Genomic DNA, 22,432 nt, shown 5'->3' on the forward strand with positions numbered 1-22,432 from the left:
TATGAAGATCGCTGTCATCGGTACGGGATATGTCGGATTGGTCAGTGGCACATGTTTCGCTGCATGGGGACATGAGGTCGTCTGCGTCGACAAGGACGCCCAGAAGATCGTCCGGCTGGAGCGCGGCATCGTGCCGATCTACGAGCCGGGGCTGGACGAACTGGTTGAACGCAATTTCGCTTTCGGCCGGCTCAGCTTCACAACCAATCTGACGGAAGCCGTCAAGGGGGCCGAGCTTGTCTTCATCGCAGTCGGTACACCGGCGCGCGCCGGCCATGGCGATGCCGATCTTTCGTTTGTCTATATGGCCGCTCGCGAACTTGCGCCGCTGATCGACGACAATACGGTCGTCGTGGTCAAGTCCACCGTTCCAGTCGGCACAGGCGATGTCGTGCAGAAGATTATCGGCTCTGTGCGCAGACCTGGCACCTTCTCGGTCGCATCCAATCCGGAATTTCTGCGCGAGGGTGTTGCTATTCGCGATTTCCTCGAGCCTGATCGCGTCGTCATCGGCGTAGAAGATGAACGTGCGCGTTCAGCGCTGGTTGCACTTTACGCTCCGCCGCTTGAAGCCCGGAAAACGCCGATCGTCATCACGCAGCGCCGCACGTCGGAACTGATCAAATATGCGGCCAATGCCTTTCTTGCCACCAAGATCACCTTCATCAACGAACTGGCAGACCTGTGTGAGGAAGTCGGCAGCGATGTCACGGAGCTCGCGCTCGGGATGGGGCTGGATCAGCGCATAGGCACCAGTTTTCTCAATGCAGGACCGGGCTATGGCGGCTCCTGCTTCCCGAAGGATACGATTGCGCTGTTGCGGACCGCTCAGGATCACGGGATTGCCCTGCGGATTGTCGAGGAAACGGTCACCGTCAATGAAGCGCGCAAGCGCCGTATGGCACTAAAGGTGCTGGATGCACTGGGCGGTAGCGTCGAGGGGCGGGCGATTGCCGTTCTCGGCTTGGCCTTCAAGCCTGACACGGATGATATGCGCGACGCGCCATCCATTCCGCTCATCGAAACCTTGCAGCGCTTCGGCGCCATCATTCACGCCTACGATCCCGCCGGGATGGACAATGCGCGCCGCCTTCTCAGCGACGTCGAGTTCCATGACGATCCCTATGACTGCCTTGGCAATGCTGATGCAGCCGTGGTCGTGACCGAATGGGACAGCATTCGCAAACTCGACCTTGTCCGGATGAAGCAGGCCATGCGGCAAGCCGTACTCATCGACCTGCGCAATGTCTTTTCACCGCCGATTGCAGAGAAACTGGGTTTCCGGATTTCGACAATCGGCCGTCCCGTTCAACAGCGGCAGGAAATAAGACCAACAAATGTTCTGCCGCACGCGCGCACCCGTCAATCGCAAGAACTCTTGGCGGGTGCGCGCAACCTGAAGGTCGTGGGAGGTTCAAATGAAACATTTGATGTGTGATGGCCAACGGTCCCGGCCAGATCGGGGCAAACGCCTTCTGACACTCTTTGTCGTGCTTGCCGGGCTGAGTGCTCCGGCCAGTGCAGCATCGGTCACCAAGGACAGCCTGCCTGACGGGGCCCGCGTGATGACGCCTGCCGAGCTTTATGTACTCTATCGCGACAAGAACTGGCAGTGGGCCGATGGTGCTGGCCGGATGGAAAGCCTGAACCGCCGTTTCACAGCCCGCGTCGCGGGCGAAAAGGGCAAGGCCTGGGCTGAAGGCCGCTGGAGGGTCACCTGGTCCGGCCAGATGTGTTTCGATGCGAAATGGCATATGGATCAGGGGATTTTTCCGAACAAGACCTGTTTCTCCCACCGTATCGCCGATGGGACGATCTACCAGAAACGAGAGCCTGACGGTGTCTGGTATGTCTTCCGCCATGCTAGCGGAAACAAAAATGACGAGGCGCGCAAGCTCGTATCCATCGAAGCCTTAACGCCGAAAACGGAGGCGCTGAATCTGGCGTTGCCCGTTTCCCAATCGCCCACACAATAAAGGAGGCGGCGATGAAAAACTCATACAAGATTGCTACAGCTATTCTCTGCAGCGCACTGCTTTCAACTGCTGTTTATGCGGCGAGCGGCGTTTCGGGTGCCAATGTCGATACCCGAAACATGTTCCACGACAAACGCCCGGTCATAACCCCGCAATCCATAAAATTCGGGGCCTATGATCCGCACGGGGATTTCACCAACGATCCCAATTCCCGCATCGAGCATCTGTTCCTTCCCTGGGAAGATGTGGATTTGACGAGCCTTTCGACCGCGGATGCCTATGCGCAGGAACGAGGCCGCGAACTGCTGATCACAGTGGAACCGTGGTCATGGGCCCGCGACTGGCGTGTTGCGCCGGATGATCTCCTGAGCGGCGTCGTGCGTGGTCACTATGATACAAACATGGCCGCTGTCTGCTCGGCTGCTTCGAAGCTGAAAAGTCCTGTTACCATTCGCTGGGCACAGGAAATGGACGACAAGACAGGCCAGTTCACCTGGTCCTATTGGTCGGCGCCGAGCTATATCCGCGCCTATCAGCATGTGGTCAATGTTTGCCGGAAGTCCCTGCCGAACGCCAAATATATGTGGTCGCCGAAGGGAGATGCCGGGCTTGAAGCCTATTATCCAGGCGATGGCTATGTCGATGTGATCGGCCTGTCGGTGTTCGGCTACGAAACCTACGATATGCTGGAACTCGGACGCGCATCCACTTTCGTCGAACGGGCAAAGCCGGGATACGACCGGGTAGTGGGCTTCAAGAAGCCGATTGTCGTCGCTGAGCTTGGCTATGAGGGAAGCGATGCCTATGTCCGCGCCTGGGCACAGGAAACCAACAAGCCGCAACCCGAATTTCCGGCTCTGTCTGCGACCGTCTACTTTAACGACCGAGAAGTCTATCCGTGGCCGCGCGGTGTCGGACGGCCTGACTGGAGGGTTGCGAACCATCCGCTTGATTGATCCGAAAGCTCGATTGCGTCTCGATCAGATCGGCGCTCCGGGATTTTACTGGAAGCATAGCCCGGCCGGCATTCATCTCAGCCCGGTCGGATCATGCTCTAACGTCTGAACAGGAACACGACAATGTTTTCGATCAATTTGAGAACCATAAGCGCAGCGCTGTCTGTGCTTCTTCTGGCCGGAGCAGCCGATGCGGCGCCGCAGCAGAAAACCGAGGACGCAACCGCAATCAAGGCTGCTGCAGCGTCGCCACTATCAGCCGAAGCGCTTGAGGCGCTTTATTCGGGCAAGACTTGGAAATGGAAGGACGGCGGTGGCTTCTTCTCTGCCGAGAAGCACCGTTTCATTACTTGGTCGCAGAAGGGCAGGGCGTGGTCTTACGGACAGGGCCGCTGGTATGCTACCAACCGCGGCAAGCTCTGCCTGCAGGCTTACTGGGTCAACAAGATGAGTGGCGGCGGCGATACCACTTGCTTCATCCATCGCGAGAAAGATGGCGTCATCTATCAGAAGCGCTCGGTGGGCGGTGACTGGTACGTCTTCCGCAACAATCCCCCGCGCCCGACCGATGAGGCCGCCAAGCTCGTAAGAGGTGACCTTATAAGCACGGGACTGGCGCATATGAAAGCCAAAGCGAGATGATCGCTAGAGCATGTCTCCCGAAAGTGGGAACCGGTTTCGGGATAAAGACATGCGTAAAAACAAACAGATAGAGCATTTCCAATGATTCAATCAAAACAGGAAATGCTCTAGCAAGTTTATGAAGCGAGTGGATTTTTCGAAGTTGACGTTTGAAACAGCGTTTCAGTTGGTTGGGGTTCAAACGTCAAATTCAATCCACTAATCGCGGATGAAGCAGCGGGATTTCTGCCCAAAGCCGCTTGGTGTGCACACATAGGGCGTACCGGTCGCATATTGCGAGGCAGATACCTTGATGACCCTGGCCGATGCAGGCTTATTGAAGCGAGCTTCACTATTCGCTTTGTACTTGGCGAGGTAAACGGAAACCGTGGCGTTGTTCTGCTTGCGGGTGTCCTTGGCTTCGGCGCCCGCCGTCAGGCACAATGACACTGACAGTCCAACGACAACAGCGACAGCCCATTTCAAGCTTTCACGACGCACAGTATATGCAAATATAGTGTTCATGCGATTGCCTCCGGTGGTTATTACTGCGCTTTCTATCGGACGCGGTTTAATATTCTGGCCGGATTTTCATAAAAATTTTCATCAAATGGGATGTGTTCAAGCCGCTTCATCTGGTCTGTTTTGAAGGCTTCGATACATCCGGCCAAATCTGGCGCTGAGCCAGGAAACCGCATGTAGGTGGCGGAATCAAGAGAGTCTGTTGACGCTCCGCCGCTCAGTCCAAGCTTGAGGTGACCGCCTCGCTTGGGCGTTTCATCCGCCAAGGCTGCCCCGGTTTGCCATTGTCCAAATGTCAGTCCGATACCCGTCGTTATCGAAGCTTTCAGAAAGTTGCGCCGACTAAAGCCGCTCGATAGCAGCGAATGATCATTAGATGTGTCGCCCATTGCCCTCTCCCCCGTGCAATAAACCAGATCACTAGCTCACGCATCGAGGCCCGCGCGAAAATGCGAAGCCAGGTTTTGGAGAGCTCGACTTTTGGCGGGACTGCCGTTCCCATTTTCTTGATAGGTGTTGATTGACCTAAACATACATGTTCACTTATGTCCAGTACAAAACTCGTGGGCGGCTTTTTATTGTTTTAAGTTTGGTGTCTTCTAATATTATTCTTATAATCGTAGGATGAGATATATATAGTAATATCAATATATTAACAGAAAGAAAGCGAGGTTTCTAAACGACGCGTGGCGATATGTCTTCGATCTTGTAAGCGATGAATGTGCATACATTTATGTATGGACGGATTATCTGGTGTACGATAAACGAAACAGTAGCGCGAATTTGACTCTGGTCACGCAATCGGACCTGCGGCGAAAGTCTATCGTCACGCTGGGGTCTGAATTAAGTCTGATACGTTATGATGATTTTACGGCTTCACTTTTGATAGAGTTAGATCGAATGCATTGTGGGTCTGGGGTTCTTGCCAATTCATTTCGGGGCCCGCGGCCGTTGGGTGGGGAATTAAAACGATGAAGCAGGTCGATTTGCAGGAAGAGGCTGGCGGTGGTCGCTCCACCAAGGAAGATTGGCTTAATCTTGCCAAGGAGACGTTGATCGGCGAAGGCATTGATCAGGTCAAGATCCAGGTGATGGCGAAGAAGCTTCGCGTTTCGCGCTCAAGCTTCTACTGGTTTTTCGAAAGCATTCAGGACTTGCAGGATCAGTTGTTGGATCACTGGTTGAGCAAGAATACCGGGCCAATTATCGAGCGCGCCATGCGGCCTGCGCCAACGATCAACAAGGCGGTCTGCAATGTTTTCGAATGCTGGATTGATGACAATCTCTTCGAGCCTGACCTCGATGTTGCGGTGCGTTTCTGGGGGCGTCACGAGCCACGCATTCGTTCGGTCGTGGATGAGTCTGATCGCCAGCGTATGGAGGCGCTCACGCGCATGTTTGCGCGCTTCGGCTATCCTGAAAATGAGGCGAGCACGCGTGCCAGAGTGCTTTACTTCACGCAGATCGGTCACTTTACGCTGCAGATGAAGGAGACGCTTCCCATGCGAATGGATCGGGTAAGGGACTATCTCAAAACCTTTTCCGGGATAGAGCCGACTCCAGAAGACATGGCTGCCCTTGAAAAAGCGGCGGCGCGTCGTCAGGAAGATCATTCCGATATTATATCTTGATGCTCTGCCCATAGACAGGGATGATTGTCCTTTCGCCCATGCGGTTTGCAACGGAGAGAGCGGTTAATTTCCGTAAGTATTTGATAATAAATTATTTTTTGCATACCTGAAAGATGAAGTGCTTCTTCTTCTGCAGGCCGAGAAGCAAAAATCTGAGTCCGCGATCATAAATGATTGCATATTGTGGACACTTATGTACTTTACAGTGCGTGTTTCAGGCAAAATTGTTGGCTTGGCGGGTGAGAAGGCATTGGCGGAAGATTTTAAAACAGCACCCCGGGTGATGCAGTTTTCATCCTTGGAGTTTCAGCCTCGCTTTGCCTTCCCTGAAATGGCGAATGTCGTTGAAGTGGCTGGCGTCGAGGATAGGAGCAAACTTGCGGGCGGCTTTGCTCGTTTCAACAATGCGCGTATTCCCTGGCAGGTACAGTATGACGAGCTCATCCTTGTGCTTGAAGGAAAGCTCTCGATTGAAACCGCGCGGGAGACACTGCAAGCGGGCCGTTTCGATACGATCTGGCTGCCTTCCGGGACAGCGCTTACCTATTTCGCTGAAAACGCGCTGGTATTTTACAGCCTTTATCCGTCCAATTGGGCGCAGCAGCTTGAAAGCAGACCATGAAGAAGATCGGATTACTGCCGCAGGATGACAAGACAAATGGCTGGAGCGCGCTTCTGCCGGCACGCGCACCAAAGCCGTCCTTGCGTGGCGATGTCATCGCGGATTTCGTTGTCATCGGCGCCGGGTTTGCCGGGCTTGGTGCTGCCCGTCGTCTTGCAGAGCTGCAGCCGGATGCGAAGATCGTCGTGCTGGATGGGCAGCAGCTTGGTGAAGGATCGTCAGGGCGAAATTCAGGCTTTGCCATCGATCTCCCGCACAATGTGGGGTCGTCTCTGGAAGAGCTTGCAAAAAGTCATGCTTATCTGAGGTTAGCCCGCGCAGGTATCGGCTCCTTGCGCGATAGCGTTAAAGCGCATGGTATTGCGTGCGACTGGAGTGAAGACGGCAAATATCACACAGCTTCTTCGGAGCGCGGCGCGGAAGAGATTTTACAGCCGACGCTGGAAATGCTGAAGACGCTGAACGAACCTTATGAATGGCTGGACGGCAAGGAAACGACCAAGCGTCTCGGCACACCACATTTCGCCGCCTCTATCTATACACCAGGCACGGTTCTGATTAATCCGGCTGCGCTTAATCGCGGATTGGGTGACACCTTGCCGGAGAATGTGACGCTCTATGAATTATCACCGGTGCTGGAGGCTGATTTCGGTGCCGAGGTCGTTCTGCGAACCGCTGACGGAACTGTCACCGCCCCGAAGGCGATTGTAGCAGTGAATGGCTTCGCGATGCGCTTTGGCTTTTGGAAGGGCCGACTTTTGAATTTTGCGGCTCATGCCAGTTTCACCAGACCTCTGACTGAAAAGGAACAAGCTGTTCTCGGCAATATCGGGTCATGGGGATCCACGCCTGCCAACGCCTTTGCAGGCATCACGATGCGTTATACCAATGATCGTCGCATTCTCATCCGGCAGAATATCCATTTCTGTCCTGGTATGCGCCAGTCGGATATGCGTCGCGCTTCGATCCGTCAGGATCATCAGCGCCTTTTCGACGAGCGGTTCCCGATGCTCCACGGCGTCAATGTCGAACACACATGGACCGGCTATATCTGTCTATCTCGCAATGGTGCACCGGGTTTCGGGAAGGTTGCAGCGAATGTCTGGAGTGCCGTTTGCCAGAATGCGGTTGGCGTCGCCAAGGGCACAATCAGCGGAAGGCTTGCTGCCGAAATGGCGCTGGGGGAGGATAACGAGCTGATATCCGACATGCTGAGCCTTGGAACGCCGTCGGCTGTTCCGCCAAGGCCGTTTCTCGATGTCGGCGTTCGCGCACGATTTGCCTACGAGCTTTATCGTAATCAGCACGAGGCGTGATCGAGTTTCAGCCGTCGCCAATTCTCCAGACTGCAGCTCCTGCAAGCATTCCGGCACCCGCTGCCGTTAAAAGCAGTGGTTCGCCGGGCTGGAAAGCGCGTGATCGCGATGCCAGAGACAGCGACAGCGGAATCGTGGCTGCCGACGAATTGCCGAAGGTTTCAATCGTTCTGGCTGCTATGGACGCAGGCAGATGCAGCCGGTCGCAGACTGTGTCGATGATCCGCGCATTTGCCTGATGGGGAAAGAACCGATCCACATCGACGGCGGTGAGCTTTGCTTGTTCAAGTGCATTTGTTGCACAGTTCGTCATCATGCGAACGGCTTGTGCGAAGACGGCTTTTCCGTCCGGCATGGTCATTCTTGTATCGCCAGCCGGAATGGATATCAGGCCATAACTTCCGCCATCGGATATAAGTGCTGATCCACCAAGCCCTTCATGCGGGTTGTCTGACGGCGCCAGCAGAACAGCCCCGGCGGCATCGGCAAAGAGAATTGCCGTGTTGCGTTCCGTCATATGGATACGACGGCTCAGTATATTGGCTGCTACGACCAGAACCGGTTTTCGGAAGTTTTTGACAAAGCCGTCGGCTAGCACAAGCGCATAGAGGAACCCCGAACACGCGCCCGCCAGATCGATGCCGCCACAGTTTTCCAGGCCCAGCTTATGAGCAAGCAGCGGGGCGGACGGCGGCAGAAGATGATCGGGTGTCGATGTGGCAAGAATGACAAGTGCCACCGAGTTGGGCGGCAGACCGGAATCGTCGAGCGCCATTGTTCCGGCCTTCATTGCCATATCGGTCAGCGTTTCATCTGGTGCCGCCCAGCGTCTTTGCAGGATGCCAGTGCGCTTTTCGATCCAGCCCGTGTCAAGCCCGAGACATTGTTCCAATTCGGCATTTTCGACCCGGCGGTCGGGCGCATAGTGGCCGAAACCCGCCATTCGACTTGAAATGCTCATCACGCCGCGGCCTTGATCATGTTCGCTGCCGCATCGATCGCGTCATAGGCGAGGTCGAGATCAGCGGGTGTTACGCAATAGGGCGGCATCAGATAGATCACATTGCCAAGCGGACGCAGAAGCACACCCCGTTCGCGGAAGAAGGCTTTCAATTTCGGTCCCGCATCGGAAAGGTATCCGGTCTCTTCGACAGCGAGGTCGAGGGCGGCAATCGTGCCCTGCTGTCGTAGATTGGTGAAACGACGGTCGCCCTGAAAGCGTGCAAGCCGTTCGGAGTGCCATTCAGCCAGTGTAACTATACGGTTTGCAACGGGTTCTGTTTGCCAGACTTCGATATTGGCGCATGCCGCCGCGCAGGCTATCGGATTGGCCGTATAGGAGCTGGAATGAAAGAATGTGCGGCTGCGGTCCTTCGAGAAATGTGCCTCGAAGATTTCTGCAGTGCTGAGGGTTGCAGCCAGCGGAAGAGCGCCTCCCGTAATGCCTTTGGAAAGGCACAGAATGTCCGGTTTGATGGATGCCTGTTCGCAGGCGAACATGGTGCCGGTGCGTCCCCATCCCGTCATCACTTCGTCGGCGATCAGAAGCGTCCCGTAACGCTGGGTAATCCGCTGGAACTCTGCCAGCAGATGCGCAGAATAGATTTTCATTCCGCCAGCCCCAAGCACCAGTGGCTCAATCAACAGGGCCGCGACCTCGCCATTGCGGCAGAAATGCTCCAGCGCGTCGAGTGTTTCCTGCTCCCGCTCTGCTGTCGGAAACGGGATAGTGTCGACCCGAAACAGCAAGGGTTCATAAGCCGCGTTGAACACGCCGCGCGCGCCGGTGGACATGGTGCCGATCGTATCGCCGTGATAGCTATGTTCCATGACTACGATGCGCGAGCGCGGTTTGTTCCTGTTGTGATAGAAGCCAAGCGCCATTTTCAGCGCGACTTCGACCGCGGTGGAGCCGCTGTCGGAATAGAACACATGGGCGAGGCCCTGCGGCGCGAGCTTGACCAGTTCTTCCGCCAGCTTTTCTGCCGGTTCGTGGGTGAACTCGGCAAAAATAATCTGGTCGAAGCGTTCCAGTGCATCCCGGATTGCCATCATGATCCTCGGATGACGATGCCCGTGGGTGATCACCCACCAAGACGATATGGCGTCCAGCACGGAACGGCCGGTTTCATCTTGCAGATAGGCGCCGCCAGTTTTGACGACTTTGCGGAAAGCTGGTTCCGTGGCGTGCTGGGTGAAGGGATGCCAGACAGGTGACGGATGGCCGGTCATTTGGAAGCCTCGTTGAAGATATTCAGGTCGAAGTGCGCCTGAAAGGCGCTACGAAGCGTTTCTGGATCGAGCGTCGCGAGGCGGGGCAGGCGACCCAGCCTGCGCACACCGCTCAGTTCCGGGATGATCTGTTCGGTGTCCGGTTGTGGATCGCCGATGAAGGCAATGCCGTGAACCGCAATATTGCGCCGGTTCAATGCCTCAAGCGAAAGCAATGTGTGATTGATTGTGCCGAGGCCGGTTCCTGCACAAAGAATGATTGGCTTTTGCCAGCGTGCAAAAACGTCGATGAACGTCGTTCTGTGCGTCAACGGCACGTGTAATCCACCTGCCCCTTCAATCACCAGAGGAGCATCGACCGACGGTACTTCGAGCGCATCCGTATCGATCTCCACCCCGTCGATTTGTGCCGAGAGATGCGGCGAAGCTGGCGTTTTCAGGCGCCACATTTCAGGGATGATTTTCAATGGCGAAAGTCTGGCAAGCTGAACCACGGTTTGGCTGTCGGTCGCCTCTTCCAGTCCTGACTGCACGGGCTTCCAGTAATAAGCGTTGAGCGCATCCGCGAGGGCTGCGGAAAAGACGGTCTTGCCGATATTCGTGTCAGTGCCGGTAATGACGAAGGTGCGGCTCATATCATTTCCTCTGCCGTGACGGCTGCAAGATGTTCGAACATGCGCGCTATCGTGGGTTCATCGACATTAAGCGTGATGGTGATGCGAAGCCGCGCCGTGCCCGCAGGCACTGTCGGCGGGCGGATGGCACGTATGTCGAAGCCCTCGGCCTGCATGCGGTGTGCAATGCGCAAAGCGCGGTCGGCATTGCCGACGATGAGCGGCAATATCTGCGTTCCGCTGCCTCGTCTTCCCAAACGGTTGGTGAACTGCTCATTGGCGAATTTGATAAGCCGGTGCAATTCGTGCCGACGATGGCCTTCGGTGGCCGTGGTCTTTAGCGCGAGCCGCGTCGCGGATACTTGCAAGGGCGAGGGAGCGGTCGAATAGATGAAGGGTCGTGCACGGTTGACGAGAAAATCGCGAAGAATTGGATCGGCTCCAACCAGTCCACCCGCACTGCCCATGGCCTTGCCGCAGGTGTGAAGTGTAATAACATTCTGCCGGTCTTCCAGCCCTGCAGTGAAGCCGCGCCCATCCGGTCCATGTACGCCCGTCGCGTGGGCTTCATCGATGAAGAGAAAGGCATCATGCCGGTCAGCGATTTCGATGAGGTCGGGTAGCGGCGCGCAGTCGCCATCCATCGAATAGAGGCTTTCCACCACAATCCACGGAGTGCCATTCCCGCCCTTCGCGCGCCAGACGCCGATTGCCCTGTCGAATGCATTGGCATCGTTGTGCGGGATGGACACAGTTTCGGCTTTTCCGGCCCGCATCCCCTCATGTGCGCTGGCGTGGATAAGGGCGTCATAGGCAATCAGGTCGCCGCGTTGCGGCAAGGTTGAGAGAACGCCAAGATTTGCAGCATAACCAGTGCTGAAATAAAGCATTGATGGCGAACGAAAATAGGCGGCGGCTTCGGCTTCCAGAAGTTCGTGTTCCGGGTGATTGCCGCGCAATAGCCTTGAACCGCCAGCCCCGCTGGCAAGGCTGTTTTCCAGTTGCGCAATCAATGCTTCGCGGATTGCAGGCGAGGCGGCCAGACCCAGATAGTCGTTCGAGCTGAAATCCGCACCGCTGTTATCCGAAAGGGTGCGCAGATGTCCGCGTCGCTGCAAGTTTTTCAGCTTGGCGGCGTAGCGGGCCAATGGGTCAGTGTTCATGCATGGGTGTCCAGTGCATCCGCAGTCAGGCCGAGCCGCCGCATGAGGCTTGTGTCGCGGTCTTCGCCCGGATTGGCGGCGGTCAGCAGCGTGTCGCCGATAAAGATCGAGTTTGCGCCTGCGAAGAAGCAGAGAGCCTGCATTTCATCACTCATCGAACTGCGTCCGGCTGTCAGGCGCACATGCGATTGCGGCATCATCAGGCGGGCAAGCGCGATGATCCGAATGAAGGCGATGGGATCCACGGGGGAGGCTTTTTCCAGCCGCGATCCGGGCATCGGGATCAGCATGTTGATCGGCACGCTTTCGGGAGGTGTCGGCAGATTTGCCAGTGTCACCAGCATATCGATGCGGTCGTCCTCAGTTTCTCCAAGGCCGAGAATACCGCCGCTGCAAACCTTGATCCCGGCTTCCCGGACATGGGCAAGCGTTTCCAGCCGATCATCGAAACTGCGTGTCGTGATGATCTGCGGGTAAAACCGCTCCGACGTATCGATATTGTGGTTGTAATAATCGAGGCCCGCTTCCGCAAAGGTCTGAGCCTGATCCGGGTTCAGCATGCCGAGCGTCATGCAGGTTTCCAGACCGAGCGCCTTCACCTGCTTGACCATTTCCACAATGGCCGGTTCATCACGCGGCTTCGGGCTGCGCCAGGCGGCGCCCATGCAATAACGCGTTGCGCCGCTATCCTTCGCCTTCTGCGCTTCTTCAAGAACCGTATCAAGACTCATCAGTTTTGAGGCTTTCAGGCCCGAGGCATGATGTGCCGACTGGCTGCAATAGCCGCAATCTTCGGGACAGCCGCCCGTCTTGATGTTGAGCAGCTTGCTGAGCTGTACGCGGTTCGGGTCGAAGTTGGCGCGGTGAAGACTTTGTGCCTGGAAAAGAAGGTCGTTGAACGGAAGCTCATAGAGCAGGCGGGCTCCGGCGAGCGTCCACGCGCCTGCATCCGGTTTGGACGCCGTTCTTTCAGCTCTTTCAGTGGCCAGTTTCACCGTGTTCAGCATGCTTTCTCCATTTTATCTATAAAAATAGAAAGAATCTATGAAATATAGATTATCCGCATGGGCATAGCTGACTCAAGCTAAATTATTATAGATAATTATAGGAGCGCGTCGAGTGAGATGCTGTGGTGTGGCTGCGCCAGAACGAAGAACGCCACGATCATCGGATCGTGGCGTTATGAAATCGGCGGGGAAATCAGCGGGTTGGAGAAGTCTGCAAAAGGGTTGTTGCAGCGCAGGCGATTACGCGTCTGAAGATTCGAACCGGGCTTCAGGATGATCTTGCCGGAGGCGATGCCTTCCCAATGGCAGCATGATGGGGCGGCCGGAGGTCGGGTCGGTCATGATGCGACTTTCCAGATGAAAGACATCACGGACATTCTGTTCCGTCAGGACTGCGTCGGGCGTCCCGGTTATATGCAGCCGTCCGTCGGCCATTGCGACCAGAAAATCGGCATAGCGGGCGGCAAGATTGAGATCGTGCAAGACCATGACGATTGTGGTTCCCCGTTCCCGGTTGAGATCGGTGAGCAGATCCAGCACTTCGACCTGATGGCTGATATCCAGAAAAGTCGTCGGCTCGTCCAGCAGGAGAATATCGGTCTGCTGCGCCAGCGCCATGGCGATCCACACACGCTGACGCTGGCCGCCTGAAAGCTCATCGACCGGTCTGTCGGCCAGTTCGGTTGTCTTGGTTGCTTCGAGTGCCGCCGCGATTGCTTCGTCGTCTGCCTTCGTCCATTGCGAGAAAACGCCGTGATAGGGGTTTCGGCCCCGGCTGACGAGATCGGCGACCAATATGCCTTCCGGTGCTATCGGCGATTGCGGCAGCAGGCCGAGCTTCTGTGCCAGTTGCCGGGATGGAAGCGTGTGGATCGATTTGCCGTCGAGCAGCACCTGTCCGCGGCGGGGCGTCAGAAGCCGCGACATCGTTCGCAACAACGTGGATTTTCCGCAGGCATTGGCCCCGACTATTGCGGTCACCTTGCCAGACGGTATCTCAAGATCGAGACCGTTTAGCACAAGCCTGTCGCCGTAGCCGGTGGTCAACTGACACACGCTGAGAGTGTGGTTGGTCATAGGGATGCCCCGCTGCGGTTGGCGCGTATGATGAGATAGATGAGGTAGGGAGCGCCCAGAGCCCCTGTGACAACGCCGACCGGATAACGGCCCGGCAGTAGGAATTGTCCGCAATAATCGCCAGCCAGAACAAGTATGGCTCCGACGAGAGCAGATGGGATGAGCAGGGAACCGTTATTGCCGATGATGCGTGCTGAAATAGGGCCCGACAGAAAGGCGACGAATGCGATGGGCCCGGCGACAGCCGTGGCGAAGGCGATCATGCCCACGGCGGCGATGATGATGATGATCCGGGTTCGCCCGACATGGGTTCCCAGCGCCGCCGCGCTATCGTCACCAAGTCGCAACGCTTCGAGATCGCGCGACCGGCTCAAAAGCAGCCCGCCGAAGACGATCAGAGCGACCAGAAGCGGAAACATCTGATCCAGCCGCGCTCCGTTGACGCTGCCGGTCAGCCAGCGCATGGCTTCCTGCAGGCTCCAGGCGGGAGCAGTTGAAAGAATATAGGCGATGAAGCTTTCGAGCATCGCCGAAACACCGATGCCAACCAGGATAAGCCGGGTTCCGGCAATCCCGTTCCTGAAGGAAAGGCCATAGACGGCGAGCGCAACGGCAAGTCCGGCGACAACAGCAAATATGGATACAACCGGCCCGCTCATCGAGAGCACGACGATTGCAAAAACGGCGGCAGCGCTTGCGCCTGAACTGATGCCGATAATGTCAGGGCTTGCCAGCGAATTGCGAAGCATGAGCTGGAATGCGACGCCGCCGAGGCCGAAACTCAGCCCCGCCATTACGGACAGAACAGCACGCGGCAGGCGCAGTTTGCCGACCGTGAAGCTTGCTCCCTGAACCTCTTCACCCAGAAGCACCCGGACGACATCTTTTGGCGGGGTGAATGATTGTCCCATCATCAAGGTGATGAGGAAGAAGGCGACGAGAATGGCTAGAAAGATGCCGATGACAAGATTGCGCTTGTGGGCGCGGCTGCGGCGGTTTCGGGCGATCAGATCGGCGGTGGGAAGCAGCATTGTCATAACTCGCGAACCCGTTGGCGTCTGACGATCCAGATGAAAAACGGCGCACCGATCAGGGCGGTGACGATCCCGACATCCAGTTCGGCAGGGCGCGCAATGAGCCGCCCGACAATATCGGCGGCAAGCAGCAGACAAGCTCCGCTCAGCGCCGAGAACGGTAACAGCCAGCGGTGGTCGACCCCGACCAGCAGGCGACAGAGATGTGGTACGACCAGTCCGACAAATCCGATGGGGCCGCAGATGGCGGTCGTTGCGCCACAAAGGAGAATTGCGCCGAGCGCCGCGACGGCGCGTGCGATGGCAACCCGTTCACCCAGACCGGCGGCCAGTTCGTCGCCAAGCGCAAGCGAGTTCAGTTTGCGGGCTGACAAAAGACTGATGACGAAGCCGACAGCAAGAAACGGCAGCACATAGTTGAGCCGATCGAAAGTCGCTCCCCCGACACCACCGATCTGCCAGGCGCGGATGCCACCGGCAATGTCGTTGCGCGGCAGAACGACGGCAATAACCAGCGAGGAAAATGCGACGGATGTGGCCGCACCTGCAAGGGCGAGCTTGAGCGGTGTCGCGCCGCCGCGACCAAGCGATCCGACCGTATAGACGAAAACGGCGGCACAACCGGCGCCGAATATGGCTGTCCAGATATAGGCGGGTGCGGAGACGATGCCGAACCAGGCGACCGCGATGACGACAGCGAGCGACGCACCCATGTTGACGCCCAGAATGCCCGGGTCCGCCAGCGGATTACGGGTTATGCCCTGCATGATCGCACCCGCTAGTCCAAGTGCTGCCCCGGCGAGAAGAGCCAGCAGGGTGCGCGGAATACGCATGGCGACCGCAGCTTGTCCGACCGTGTCTAGATGGCCGCGCAGCGCTGCGACAATATCCGACCAGGGAACTTCGCGTGTGCCGAGCGATACGGACAGAACGCAGAGGACCAGGAGAAGAAAAACAACCGTGCCAAGCCAGCCTGTTTTGGTTCTGCTGGACCGATATGTGCTGATCGGCTGGCTCGAATGCCGGGTGTGATGGGCGATGGTCATTTTGTTTTATCGGCCGCACCGGCAAGAAGGGCTACATAGTCCTTCAGCACCCACGAAATGGAAAGCGGCGTTGGATTGGCGGCTGTTCCAAGCGGATTTCTGCCCAGCATGACCGCCGCATTGTTTTCGACGACCGGCATCCTGGCGAGAAGTGGATTGCGCCTCATGGCATCCAGCAATTTCTGACTGCCATAGGTCACGACGATGTCCACATCATCGAACATGTCGACGCGTTCGGCGCTGATGGAACCGGAGAACTGGCCCGGTTTGGAGGCATCGACAACGCTCTTGGGCGAGTTCAGGCCAAGATCCTTGAAGAACTTCACTCGCGTGTCATTGGTGGTGTAGAAATTGATCGTACTCAGGTCCGTCGTGTCGAGATGCGTGACGAACATGGCCGACTTGCCCTTCAGGTGCGGATACTGGCTGACCGTCTCGGAAATCTTGCCTTCGATCTTTGCGATCAGTGCTTCGCCTTCTTCCGCCATCCCCATGCCTGCGCTGTTGAGGCGGATCATGTCGCGCCAGTCAGTGGACCAGGGCGCTTCGGGATAGGCAACGACAGGGGCGATCTGGCTGAGTGTCTCGTAGTCAGATTGGCTCAGGCCGGAATAGGATGCAAGTATGACATCGGGTCGTGTTTCGGCGACTGCCTCGAAATCGATTCCGTCGCCTTCATCGAAAAGAACAGGCGTATCGGCACCGAGTTCCTTCAACCTTGCGGCTACCCATGGCAAAAGACCATCATTGTCGTCATCGCCGAAATTGGCTCTCGCAAAGCCGACCGGTACCACACCGAGCGCAAGGGGAACTTCATGGTTCGCCCAGGCAACAGTCACGATCCGCTCAGGTTTTTTCTCTATCGTTGTTGTTCCAAAAGCATGTTTGATGACAATCGGATAGGCAGTCTTTTCACCAGCCTGCGCAGCGTGCGGCACAATGATTGCAAAGCAGGACAGAGCCACGAAAAATAGAGAGCGAATGGACCACGTCATCCGGCGCATTCTCCTTGTATGTAAAGTGGCATTTCACTCTCAAGTTAAGCTCATTGCGTCAAGGCCGAAGCATGTACCTTGATAAAGCTGGTGCGAATTAACCGTGATTTCCTACAAAAAAGCAGTTTTCTACAATACCGGACAAAGATTCTCAAGTTAGTGGCGGTGCGGGGACAGTTTCAGTTTCTTCATCGTATCGATTGCCGGGCTTATCTGGCCGTTGATCGAAGCGCTGGTCGATGTCTCTACGATTTGAAACGCCGTCGCCCAAAACGACCGCCACAAACCGCATATCGGACCTGACCATGACTATTTCAAAGACCGCCGAGACGAAGAAAACCAACCGGGTCCGCTATCGCAGAGCAATTCTTCTGGGTTGCACGGCGCTTTTTGTATCGATACCGGGTCTGGCTTCTGCGCAGCAGGCAATGACGACGGAAGCGCCCACAGTGCTCAAGACCATCACGGTCGACGGTTCCGGCGGAAGCGACGACGATTCAAAGTCGATTGTCGCAACAAGAACCACTGGTGGCGGCAAGATGGCGACGGACATTATGGATACGGCAGCTTCCGTATCGGTGATCACTGCCAAGGAAATGCAGGAGCGCAACGCGCAGACCGTCGAGCAGGTGTTGCAATATACGGCGGGTGTTTCCACCAATTTCTATGGTTCGGACGACCGGTTCGATTTTTTCCAGATCCGCGGTTTCGATGCCAATACCTATCGCGACGGGCTGTCCCTTGGCCGTCCGTTTGGCGGTATACGGGAAGAACCCTATGCATTTGAAAGGATTGAAGTTCTGAAAGGGGCCAGTTCCACGGCTTTCGGTGTTTCCGATCCCGGTGGTCTGGTCAATTATGTGACCAAGCGACCGAAGAGGGAGCGCTTTGGCGAAGCCTATGTCACCGGCGGCTCGTTCAACCACAAGGAAGCTGGCTTCGATTTCGGCGATAACCTGACCGGCGACGAAACGTTGTCCTACCGCCTCACCGGTAAGTTCAAGGATTCCGACGCCGAATATGATTATTCGCGCGACGATGAAAAGTTCATCATGGGCGGGCTGACATGGCGTCCGAGCGATGCGACCAATCTGACGGTAATCTTCGATCACCTTCACCGCAATGGCGTCCCCGGAAGCGGTGGTCATCCGGTCGGCACCGATTTCAACAGAAGCCGCTTTTTCGGCGAGCCTGATTTCAACTATCGCGGCACCGACAGAAATACCGTCAGTGCCATGTTCGACCATGATTTCGGCAATGGTTTGAGTTTCAGCGCGAACGGGCGTTACAGCAAGCAGGATACCGATTTCGGCTATGCCTACATTTCGGCTACGCCAACCGATGGTTCCACAATCGCCAAACGCGATTTCTTCGGGAACGAAGCTTCAGCCGAGAATTTCGTCGGCGACGCGAACCTGAAATATGAGACAAACTTCGATCGGTTCGAAAGCCGGACGATGGCGGGTATCGAGTACAATAATTATTCGGCCACCAACAAGACACTCTGGGGACCGGCTCCGGGCATCGACTGGACCAACCCGGTCTTTACAGGTGCTCCGGTCAATCTGCCTCTTATCGGCAGCACGTCGACCAAGCAGAAAACCAAGGCGATCTATTTCCAGCAGGATCTTACATTCGCAGAAAAGCTGATCGCCAGCGTTGGCCTGCGCAATGACTGGCTCGACCTGTCGCAGACGAACAATCTCAATAACACGACTGCGGACGGGGACCTTAGCGAGTTCACGAGCCGGTTCGGTCTGACCTATCGGGTGACCGATGAATGGGCGGTCTATACGAGCTATGCGGAATCGGTCGCCCCTCCCGCTATCGGAATTGATCCCGAGCGCGGCGAACAGATTGAAGTCGGCGTAAAATACCAGCCGTCTGCGTTTCCGGCCTTGTTCACAGCCTCGGTTTATGACCTGACCAAGAACAATATCTCGGTTACCGATCCCATCACGCTTCAACCATCCACAATCGGCGAGGTTCGCGTTCGCGGTATCGATCTGGAAGCCAAGGCGGAGTTGACCAACAATATCAATCTGATCGCAGCCTATTCCTATATGGACCCGGAGATCGTGGAGAACGGCACCAGCGGCAATGAAGGCAATCGCCCGCAGTTCGTTTCAAAGCACCTTGCCTCGCTGTGGGCAAACTACAAACTTGAGGGCAGCGGGCGTCGCGGCGACATGACATTCGGTGTCGGCGGTCGCTATATCGGCGCCTATTACTTCACGCCAGCCAATACATCCGGCACAAGCGGCAATGTCGTATTCGATGCTGCATTCACCTATGAGTTTCTCGATAACTCGGCGCTGCAGGTCAATGTCAGCAATCTGTTTGACAAGAAATATGTTGCCTATGGCGGCTTCGGCGCGGATTTCTATAATCCTGGCCGCGAGATTACCGCAACGCTTCGCCGCACCTGGTAGGATTAGCGGTTCGACTGGAAGCGTCGCCAGGCGGCGGGTGTTTCACCCACCACCTGGCGGAAGGCTTTGGTCAGATGGGCCTGATCGGTAAATCCGAGCTGGGCAGCGATACCGGCAACAGTCATCTCGCTTTCCGCCAGCAACTGTTGCGCCAGATCGATGCGCTTTGCCATTTGCCATTGCAGCGGGGTTTTGCCAGTTGTCTGTTTGAAGACATTGGCGAACCAGCTTTCCGACAGACCGACGGAAGCTGCCATTTCCGCGACGCTTAACCGGCGATCGCCGCAGCTATCGAAACGTGCGTTCAGCTTGTTCATCTGCGCCATAGTGAGGCGGCCATAGCCCTGTTTGTTCTCCTCGCCCGGTATATCGAGGAGGCCGGTCAGAATACTGCCGATCAGGTTTTCTGCAAAAAGCCCATGTTTCGACGGATTGGCCGTTTCGTCGACCAGCAGGCGAGCAAGTGCTTCTATCGCACCAAGATCCTGAATTTCAACCGGACTGCGCATGGCGGCCATGGCCATGGACGCACCGAGCGCAGGGCTGAGATATCTGAGCAGCCGGTCTTTATGGAAATGCAGGTTGAGGTGCGAAAAACGGTGGAGCGAAACCGTGTTCGTCCACATCGGGACGCCGGCCGGTATATAGATCGCACGTGTCATCGGGCGGTGGTGCTGGCCAAAGACACCATTGTCGTTCGATATGCGAATGTTGGATGAGACATCCTGGAAAAAGATCATGATGCGGGGATCATGCGACAGGAAATAGCCGTTGGCTCCCGTCTGGCTTTCGGCTTCCCAAAAGACGCTGACCAGCCCGTCCAGCACACGCCATTGGACCGGCGCAACTACCCGGATGCCTTCGGCTTGCCAGATCATAGAATGCCAAAAGCCCAAACTGTTCCGATCCGTATTTAAACAGCGTTCCGATGAGGTCCCGGACTGTTCGCCGGAAATGCGCCAGGATGCATCATATTAATATGACTAAAACTATCATCTTATAGGACTGAAGCAAGATAATTCTGCCTATAATGAGGGAGGGGAAACGCGCGATCCCGACCGCCCGTATTCACCCAAGATCTTCCTGCTCGAAATGCTGGCTGACGTGAATGTCGGTTGTTTCCAGACGTCCGGGTCCCAGATTGATGAACTTGTGCGGTATGTTTGCCGGACCGAAGACGACCTGTCCTTCCGTTGCCTCGATTTGTTCGTCGCCAACAATGAACAGGGCATTTCCCTGACGAACGATGAAAATCTCGTCATAGGGGTGCCGATGCAATTTGGGACCATGCCCTACAATATCGGTCGAGAAGAATATGATCGACGCGTCGGTGCCAAATCTCTTGCCTTCGACGCGCCCGGACCAGGCGTCGTCGCGCCTCGCCCATTCTTCTCTTTTCAAGACGACGGGTTGTTTCGTCAAAACGGTTCTCCCGGCTTTTCAAGGCGCTGGAATTTCGACCCTGCTGTTGCGCACCTCCCGATCAGGAAGGCAGGTCAAATTCTAACGAGACCCGAGCGCTTCAACAACCCCATGAGGACCAGCGGCAGAAGCGTGGTGATGAGAATAGCGATGAATGCCATGGCCATGCCGAGGCCAACTGAGCCTTGTTCGAACTGGCGCCAGATGAAGATCGAGATGGTCTGCATTCCAACCGGAGCGACCAGGATCGACGCGACCAGCTCACGGGTCGCGACGGCGAAGACCAGCAGCATGGCGGTTATGAGGCTCGGCGTGATCAGCGGCAGCATGATGCGACGGAAAGCAGTGAAGCTGTTTGCGCCGCAGACCCGCGCCGCAGCTTCCAGATTGTCACCGATCTGGTGAAAGGCAGCCGATGCATAGCGGATCGGCTGCGGCAGAAGAATGCAGCAATAGGCGAGCAGCAAGATGAGCGGTGTGTTATATGGCGAGACGGGTAGCATGGGCTGGTTCCATGCCAGAATGAGACCGACTGCCACAACGACGCCGGGCAGGGCATTCGGCAGAACGGTCAGCACGTCGAGCCAGAAGCGGCCACGGAAACGCATTTTCACCACGGCATAGGCAGCAACCGCGCCAAGAAATCCCGTTAGCAGGGCGCTTGCAATGCCGAGCGACAAGCTGTTGAGCAGTGCACGTATGCCACCTGCGCTATTGTCGGCAATGGCGGCGAAATTGTCAAAGCCGAGATTCGACAGGGTCAGCCCGCCGGAAACGGTTTTGGAAAGCGCGCTCGCCAGAATGGCCAGCAAAGGAATACCGGTTGCGGCAAAGGCGACGATGGCGAACAGAACCACCACGGGAATGGTGAGCGCTCCGAGCGAGCGTTTGTCCTTTGCCTGTGGCTTGCCGCCGGTCGTCACATAGGAGCGGCGTGTCAGTATCCAGCGCTGGACCAGAAAAGCGGCCAGCGACAGGCAGACAAGCGCTAGTGAAAAGACGGCGGCACCCGCAAGGTCGATGGGCCAGTCGGAAATGCGGAGATCAATTTCCGTCACCAGAACTTCAAAGCCGGAGCGGCGTCCAAGGGCTGCGGGCGTGCCGTACTCCTCGATGGCGGCCGCGAAAACCAGAAGGAGGCTTGCCGCGAGACCCGGCGTCGCAAGCGGCAGGGTAATGCGAATAAAGGAGCGCCACGGCGAAGCTCCGAACACGCGTCCGACGTCGGAATAACGCGCGCCGACCGCTTCAATCGTGCGCGACACCGCAAAATAGACGAGCGGAAAGGTATTCAGTGCCATGACGAAGCTCATGCCTGCGACCGAGAACAGGAAGGGAGCCAGATTGAAACCGGCTAGCTGTTCAAGATAGCCGCGCGGTTGCAGGGTCATGATCCAGCCAAGTGTAGCGATATAGGGGGGGATCATGAACGGAACGAGCATCAGCACGTCCCACAATACGGCGAAAGGAACCTTGTAGAGCGCTCTGAAAACCGCAAGCGGAACGGCGATGAGGGCGGAAAGTGCCACCACAGAAAGCCCGAGCAGCACGGTATTGCCGCTCATGCGCAAAAGTTTCGGGTCTTCGAGCAGGGCTGAGAGATGCAGGAAAGGCTCGGCCAGCGAGCCTCTCCCCAATTGCGGAAAGATTGCCTGAAGGACAATGAAAACAAATGGCACCGCGACGATGAATGCGAGCCCTGCAACCGCGACGAATCCGAGCGGATTACCAGCCGCCGCACTGCTTGACTTCATGTCTGCCTGTCC

At 56.5% G+C, this 22,432-nt stretch carries 22 protein-coding genes; 8 read left to right on the forward strand and 14 right to left on the reverse strand.

The features are described from left to right. The first annotated feature begins 1 nt into the window (after position 1). From FIB18_RS11390 to FIB18_RS11405, 4 genes are all read left to right on the forward strand, one after another. A complete protein-coding gene (locus FIB18_RS11390) occupies positions 2-1,438 on the forward strand; it encodes a UDP-glucose dehydrogenase family protein (RefSeq protein WP_140020817.1) in 1,437 nt (478 codons plus the stop codon). Beyond that, entirely contained in the window at positions 1,419-1,976 is a 558-nt protein-coding gene (locus FIB18_RS11395) for a DUF995 domain-containing protein (protein WP_168436661.1), read from the forward strand. Before FIB18_RS11390 ends, FIB18_RS11395 begins: the two co-directional genes overlap by 20 nt. Positions 1,977-1,987: 11 nt before the next feature. Next, complete coding sequence (locus tag FIB18_RS11400) at positions 1,988-2,932, forward strand: glycoside hydrolase family 26 protein (RefSeq protein ID WP_140020818.1); 945 nt, start codon at positions 1,988-1,990, stop codon at positions 2,930-2,932. A gap of 123 nt (positions 2,933-3,055) precedes the next feature. After that, positions 3,056-3,574: a DUF995 domain-containing protein gene (locus tag FIB18_RS11405; protein ID WP_140020819.1), complete on the forward strand. Its 519-nt coding sequence runs from the start codon at positions 3,056-3,058 to the stop codon at positions 3,572-3,574. Positions 3,575-3,772: 198 nt separating this feature from the next. On the opposite strand, the gene FIB18_RS11410 is transcribed toward FIB18_RS11405, so the two are convergent. Both FIB18_RS11410 and FIB18_RS11415 read right to left on the reverse strand, forming a co-directional pair. After that, positions 3,773-4,078, reverse strand: a complete 306-nt coding sequence (locus FIB18_RS11410; protein WP_140020820.1) for a hypothetical protein — start codon at positions 4,076-4,078, stop codon at positions 3,773-3,775. Between the two features lie 32 nt (positions 4,079-4,110). Continuing rightward, positions 4,111-4,464 carry a hypothetical protein gene (locus FIB18_RS11415; RefSeq protein WP_140020821.1) on the reverse strand — a complete coding sequence of 118 codons (354 nt, stop codon included), beginning with the start codon at positions 4,462-4,464 and terminating at the stop codon, positions 4,111-4,113. A 582-nt stretch (positions 4,465-5,046) separates the two neighbouring features. Here FIB18_RS11415 and FIB18_RS11420 point away from each other — a divergent pair. The 3 genes from FIB18_RS11420 to FIB18_RS11430 all read left to right on the forward strand — a co-directional run bounded on the left by FIB18_RS11420 (position 5,047) and on the right by FIB18_RS11430 (position 7,644). After that, entirely contained in the window at positions 5,047-5,706 is a 660-nt protein-coding gene (locus FIB18_RS11420; RefSeq protein ID WP_140020822.1) for a TetR/AcrR family transcriptional regulator, read from the forward strand. Between the two features lie 283 nt (positions 5,707-5,989). Next, a complete protein-coding gene (locus FIB18_RS11425; protein ID WP_140020823.1) occupies positions 5,990-6,328 on the forward strand; it encodes an ethanolamine utilization protein EutQ in 339 nt (112 codons plus the stop codon). Continuing rightward, positions 6,325-7,644, forward strand: coding sequence for an NAD(P)/FAD-dependent oxidoreductase (locus FIB18_RS11430; RefSeq protein ID WP_140020824.1), 1,320 nt, complete (start codon positions 6,325-6,327; stop codon positions 7,642-7,644). Before FIB18_RS11425 ends, FIB18_RS11430 begins: the two co-directional genes overlap by 4 nt. Positions 7,645-7,651: 7 nt before the next feature. On the opposite strand, the gene FIB18_RS11435 is transcribed toward FIB18_RS11430, so the two are convergent. The 9 genes from FIB18_RS11435 to FIB18_RS11475 all read right to left on the reverse strand — a co-directional run bounded on the left by FIB18_RS11435 (position 7,652) and on the right by FIB18_RS11475 (position 16,812). Next, positions 7,652-8,605 carry a beta-ketoacyl-ACP synthase III gene (locus tag FIB18_RS11435; protein ID WP_140020825.1) on the reverse strand — a complete coding sequence of 318 codons (954 nt, stop codon included), beginning with the start codon at positions 8,603-8,605 and terminating at the stop codon, positions 7,652-7,654. Continuing rightward, positions 8,605-9,876 (reverse strand): adenosylmethionine--8-amino-7-oxononanoate transaminase, encoded by a 1,272-nt coding sequence (locus FIB18_RS11440; protein ID WP_140020826.1) that lies wholly within the window; start codon positions 9,874-9,876, stop codon positions 8,605-8,607. The genes FIB18_RS11435 and FIB18_RS11440 overlap by 1 nt, the downstream gene beginning before the upstream one ends. After that, positions 9,873-10,511: a dethiobiotin synthase gene (gene bioD, locus FIB18_RS11445; RefSeq protein ID WP_140020827.1), complete on the reverse strand. Its 639-nt coding sequence runs from the start codon at positions 10,509-10,511 to the stop codon at positions 9,873-9,875. Before bioD ends, FIB18_RS11440 begins: the two co-directional genes overlap by 4 nt. Beyond that, a complete protein-coding gene (locus tag FIB18_RS11450) occupies positions 10,508-11,653 on the reverse strand; it encodes an 8-amino-7-oxononanoate synthase (RefSeq protein WP_140020828.1) in 1,146 nt (381 codons plus the stop codon). Before FIB18_RS11450 ends, bioD begins: the two co-directional genes overlap by 4 nt. After that, entirely contained in the window at positions 11,650-12,660 is a 1,011-nt protein-coding gene (bioB, locus tag FIB18_RS11455) for a biotin synthase BioB (protein WP_140020829.1), read from the reverse strand. The genes FIB18_RS11450 and bioB overlap by 4 nt, the downstream gene beginning before the upstream one ends. 240 nt (positions 12,661-12,900) lie before the next feature. Beyond that, positions 12,901-13,737 (reverse strand): ABC transporter ATP-binding protein, encoded by an 837-nt coding sequence (locus FIB18_RS11460; RefSeq protein ID WP_140020830.1) that lies wholly within the window; start codon positions 13,735-13,737, stop codon positions 12,901-12,903. Then, the gene (locus FIB18_RS11465; RefSeq protein ID WP_140020831.1) at positions 13,734-14,768 is read right to left on the reverse strand and encodes a FecCD family ABC transporter permease; all 1,035 of its coding nucleotides are present in this window, start codon (positions 14,766-14,768) and stop codon (positions 13,734-13,736) included. The genes FIB18_RS11460 and FIB18_RS11465 overlap by 4 nt, the downstream gene beginning before the upstream one ends. Positions 14,769-14,770: 2 nt before the next feature. Further along, positions 14,771-15,817, reverse strand: coding sequence for a FecCD family ABC transporter permease (locus tag FIB18_RS11470; protein ID WP_140020832.1), 1,047 nt, complete (start codon positions 15,815-15,817; stop codon positions 14,771-14,773). Beyond that, the gene (locus FIB18_RS11475; RefSeq protein ID WP_140020833.1) at positions 15,814-16,812 is read right to left on the reverse strand and encodes an iron-siderophore ABC transporter substrate-binding protein; all 999 of its coding nucleotides are present in this window, start codon (positions 16,810-16,812) and stop codon (positions 15,814-15,816) included. The genes FIB18_RS11470 and FIB18_RS11475 overlap by 4 nt, the downstream gene beginning before the upstream one ends. A gap of 305 nt (positions 16,813-17,117) precedes the next feature. On the opposite strand from FIB18_RS11475, the gene FIB18_RS11480 reads away from it, so the two are divergent. Continuing rightward, positions 17,118-19,244, forward strand: coding sequence for a TonB-dependent siderophore receptor (locus FIB18_RS11480; protein ID WP_140020834.1), 2,127 nt, complete (start codon positions 17,118-17,120; stop codon positions 19,242-19,244). Between the two features lie 2 nt (positions 19,245-19,246). Here FIB18_RS11480 and FIB18_RS11485 read toward each other — a convergent pair whose 3' ends face one another. From FIB18_RS11485 to FIB18_RS11495, 3 genes are all read right to left on the reverse strand, one after another. Further along, positions 19,247-20,140 (reverse strand): helix-turn-helix domain-containing protein, encoded by an 894-nt coding sequence (locus tag FIB18_RS11485; RefSeq protein ID WP_206667397.1) that lies wholly within the window; start codon positions 20,138-20,140, stop codon positions 19,247-19,249. A gap of 172 nt (positions 20,141-20,312) precedes the next feature. Continuing rightward, a complete protein-coding gene (locus FIB18_RS11490) occupies positions 20,313-20,666 on the reverse strand; it encodes a cupin domain-containing protein (RefSeq protein WP_140020836.1) in 354 nt (117 codons plus the stop codon). A gap of 74 nt (positions 20,667-20,740) precedes the next feature. Beyond that, positions 20,741-22,420, reverse strand: a complete 1,680-nt coding sequence (locus FIB18_RS11495; protein ID WP_140020837.1) for an ABC transporter permease — start codon at positions 22,418-22,420, stop codon at positions 20,741-20,743. Between the last annotated feature and the right edge of the window lie 12 nt (positions 22,421-22,432).

Origin of the sequence: Brucella pecoris, from assembly GCF_006376675.1 — a bacterium.
In the GTDB taxonomy this organism is placed as follows: domain Bacteria; phylum Pseudomonadota; class Alphaproteobacteria; order Rhizobiales; family Rhizobiaceae; genus Brucella; species Brucella pecoris.

Excerpts from the sequence above, each read along its gene's own strand:
- FIB18_RS11390 (WP_140020817.1), top strand. The coding sequence starts at position 2 with ATGAAGATCGCTGTCATCGGTACGGGATATGTCGGATTGGTCAGTGGC.
- FIB18_RS11395 (WP_168436661.1), top strand. The coding sequence starts at position 1,419 with ATGAAACATTTGATGTGTGATGGCCAACGGTCCCGGCCAGATCGGGGC.
- FIB18_RS11400 (WP_140020818.1), top strand. The coding sequence starts at position 1,988 with ATGAAAAACTCATACAAGATTGCTACAGCTATTCTCTGCAGCGCACTG.
- FIB18_RS11405 (WP_140020819.1), top strand. The coding sequence starts at position 3,056 with ATGTTTTCGATCAATTTGAGAACCATAAGCGCAGCGCTGTCTGTGCTT.
- FIB18_RS11410 (WP_140020820.1), bottom strand. The coding sequence starts at position 4,078 with ATGAACACTATATTTGCATATACTGTGCGTCGTGAAAGCTTGAAATGG.
- FIB18_RS11415 (WP_140020821.1), bottom strand. The coding sequence starts at position 4,464 with ATGGGCGACACATCTAATGATCATTCGCTGCTATCGAGCGGCTTTAGT.
- FIB18_RS11420 (WP_140020822.1), top strand. The coding sequence starts at position 5,047 with ATGAAGCAGGTCGATTTGCAGGAAGAGGCTGGCGGTGGTCGCTCCACC.
- FIB18_RS11425 (WP_140020823.1), top strand. The coding sequence starts at position 5,990 with ATGCAGTTTTCATCCTTGGAGTTTCAGCCTCGCTTTGCCTTCCCTGAA.
- FIB18_RS11430 (WP_140020824.1), top strand. The coding sequence starts at position 6,325 with ATGAAGAAGATCGGATTACTGCCGCAGGATGACAAGACAAATGGCTGG.
- FIB18_RS11435 (WP_140020825.1), bottom strand. The coding sequence starts at position 8,605 with ATGAGCATTTCAAGTCGAATGGCGGGTTTCGGCCACTATGCGCCCGAC.
- FIB18_RS11440 (WP_140020826.1), bottom strand. The coding sequence starts at position 9,876 with ATGACCGGCCATCCGTCACCTGTCTGGCATCCCTTCACCCAGCACGCC.
- bioD (WP_140020827.1), bottom strand. The coding sequence starts at position 10,511 with ATGAGCCGCACCTTCGTCATTACCGGCACTGACACGAATATCGGCAAG.
- FIB18_RS11450 (WP_140020828.1), bottom strand. The coding sequence starts at position 11,653 with ATGAACACTGACCCATTGGCCCGCTACGCCGCCAAGCTGAAAAACTTG.
- bioB (WP_140020829.1), bottom strand. The coding sequence starts at position 12,660 with ATGCTGAACACGGTGAAACTGGCCACTGAAAGAGCTGAAAGAACGGCG.
- FIB18_RS11460 (WP_140020830.1), bottom strand. The coding sequence starts at position 13,737 with ATGACCAACCACACTCTCAGCGTGTGTCAGTTGACCACCGGCTACGGC.
- FIB18_RS11465 (WP_140020831.1), bottom strand. The coding sequence starts at position 14,768 with ATGCTGCTTCCCACCGCCGATCTGATCGCCCGAAACCGCCGCAGCCGC.
- FIB18_RS11470 (WP_140020832.1), bottom strand. The coding sequence starts at position 15,817 with ATGACCATCGCCCATCACACCCGGCATTCGAGCCAGCCGATCAGCACA.
- FIB18_RS11475 (WP_140020833.1), bottom strand. The coding sequence starts at position 16,812 with ATGACGTGGTCCATTCGCTCTCTATTTTTCGTGGCTCTGTCCTGCTTT.
- FIB18_RS11480 (WP_140020834.1), top strand. The coding sequence starts at position 17,118 with ATGACTATTTCAAAGACCGCCGAGACGAAGAAAACCAACCGGGTCCGC.
- FIB18_RS11495 (WP_140020837.1), bottom strand. The coding sequence starts at position 22,420 with ATGAAGTCAAGCAGTGCGGCGGCTGGTAATCCGCTCGGATTCGTCGCG.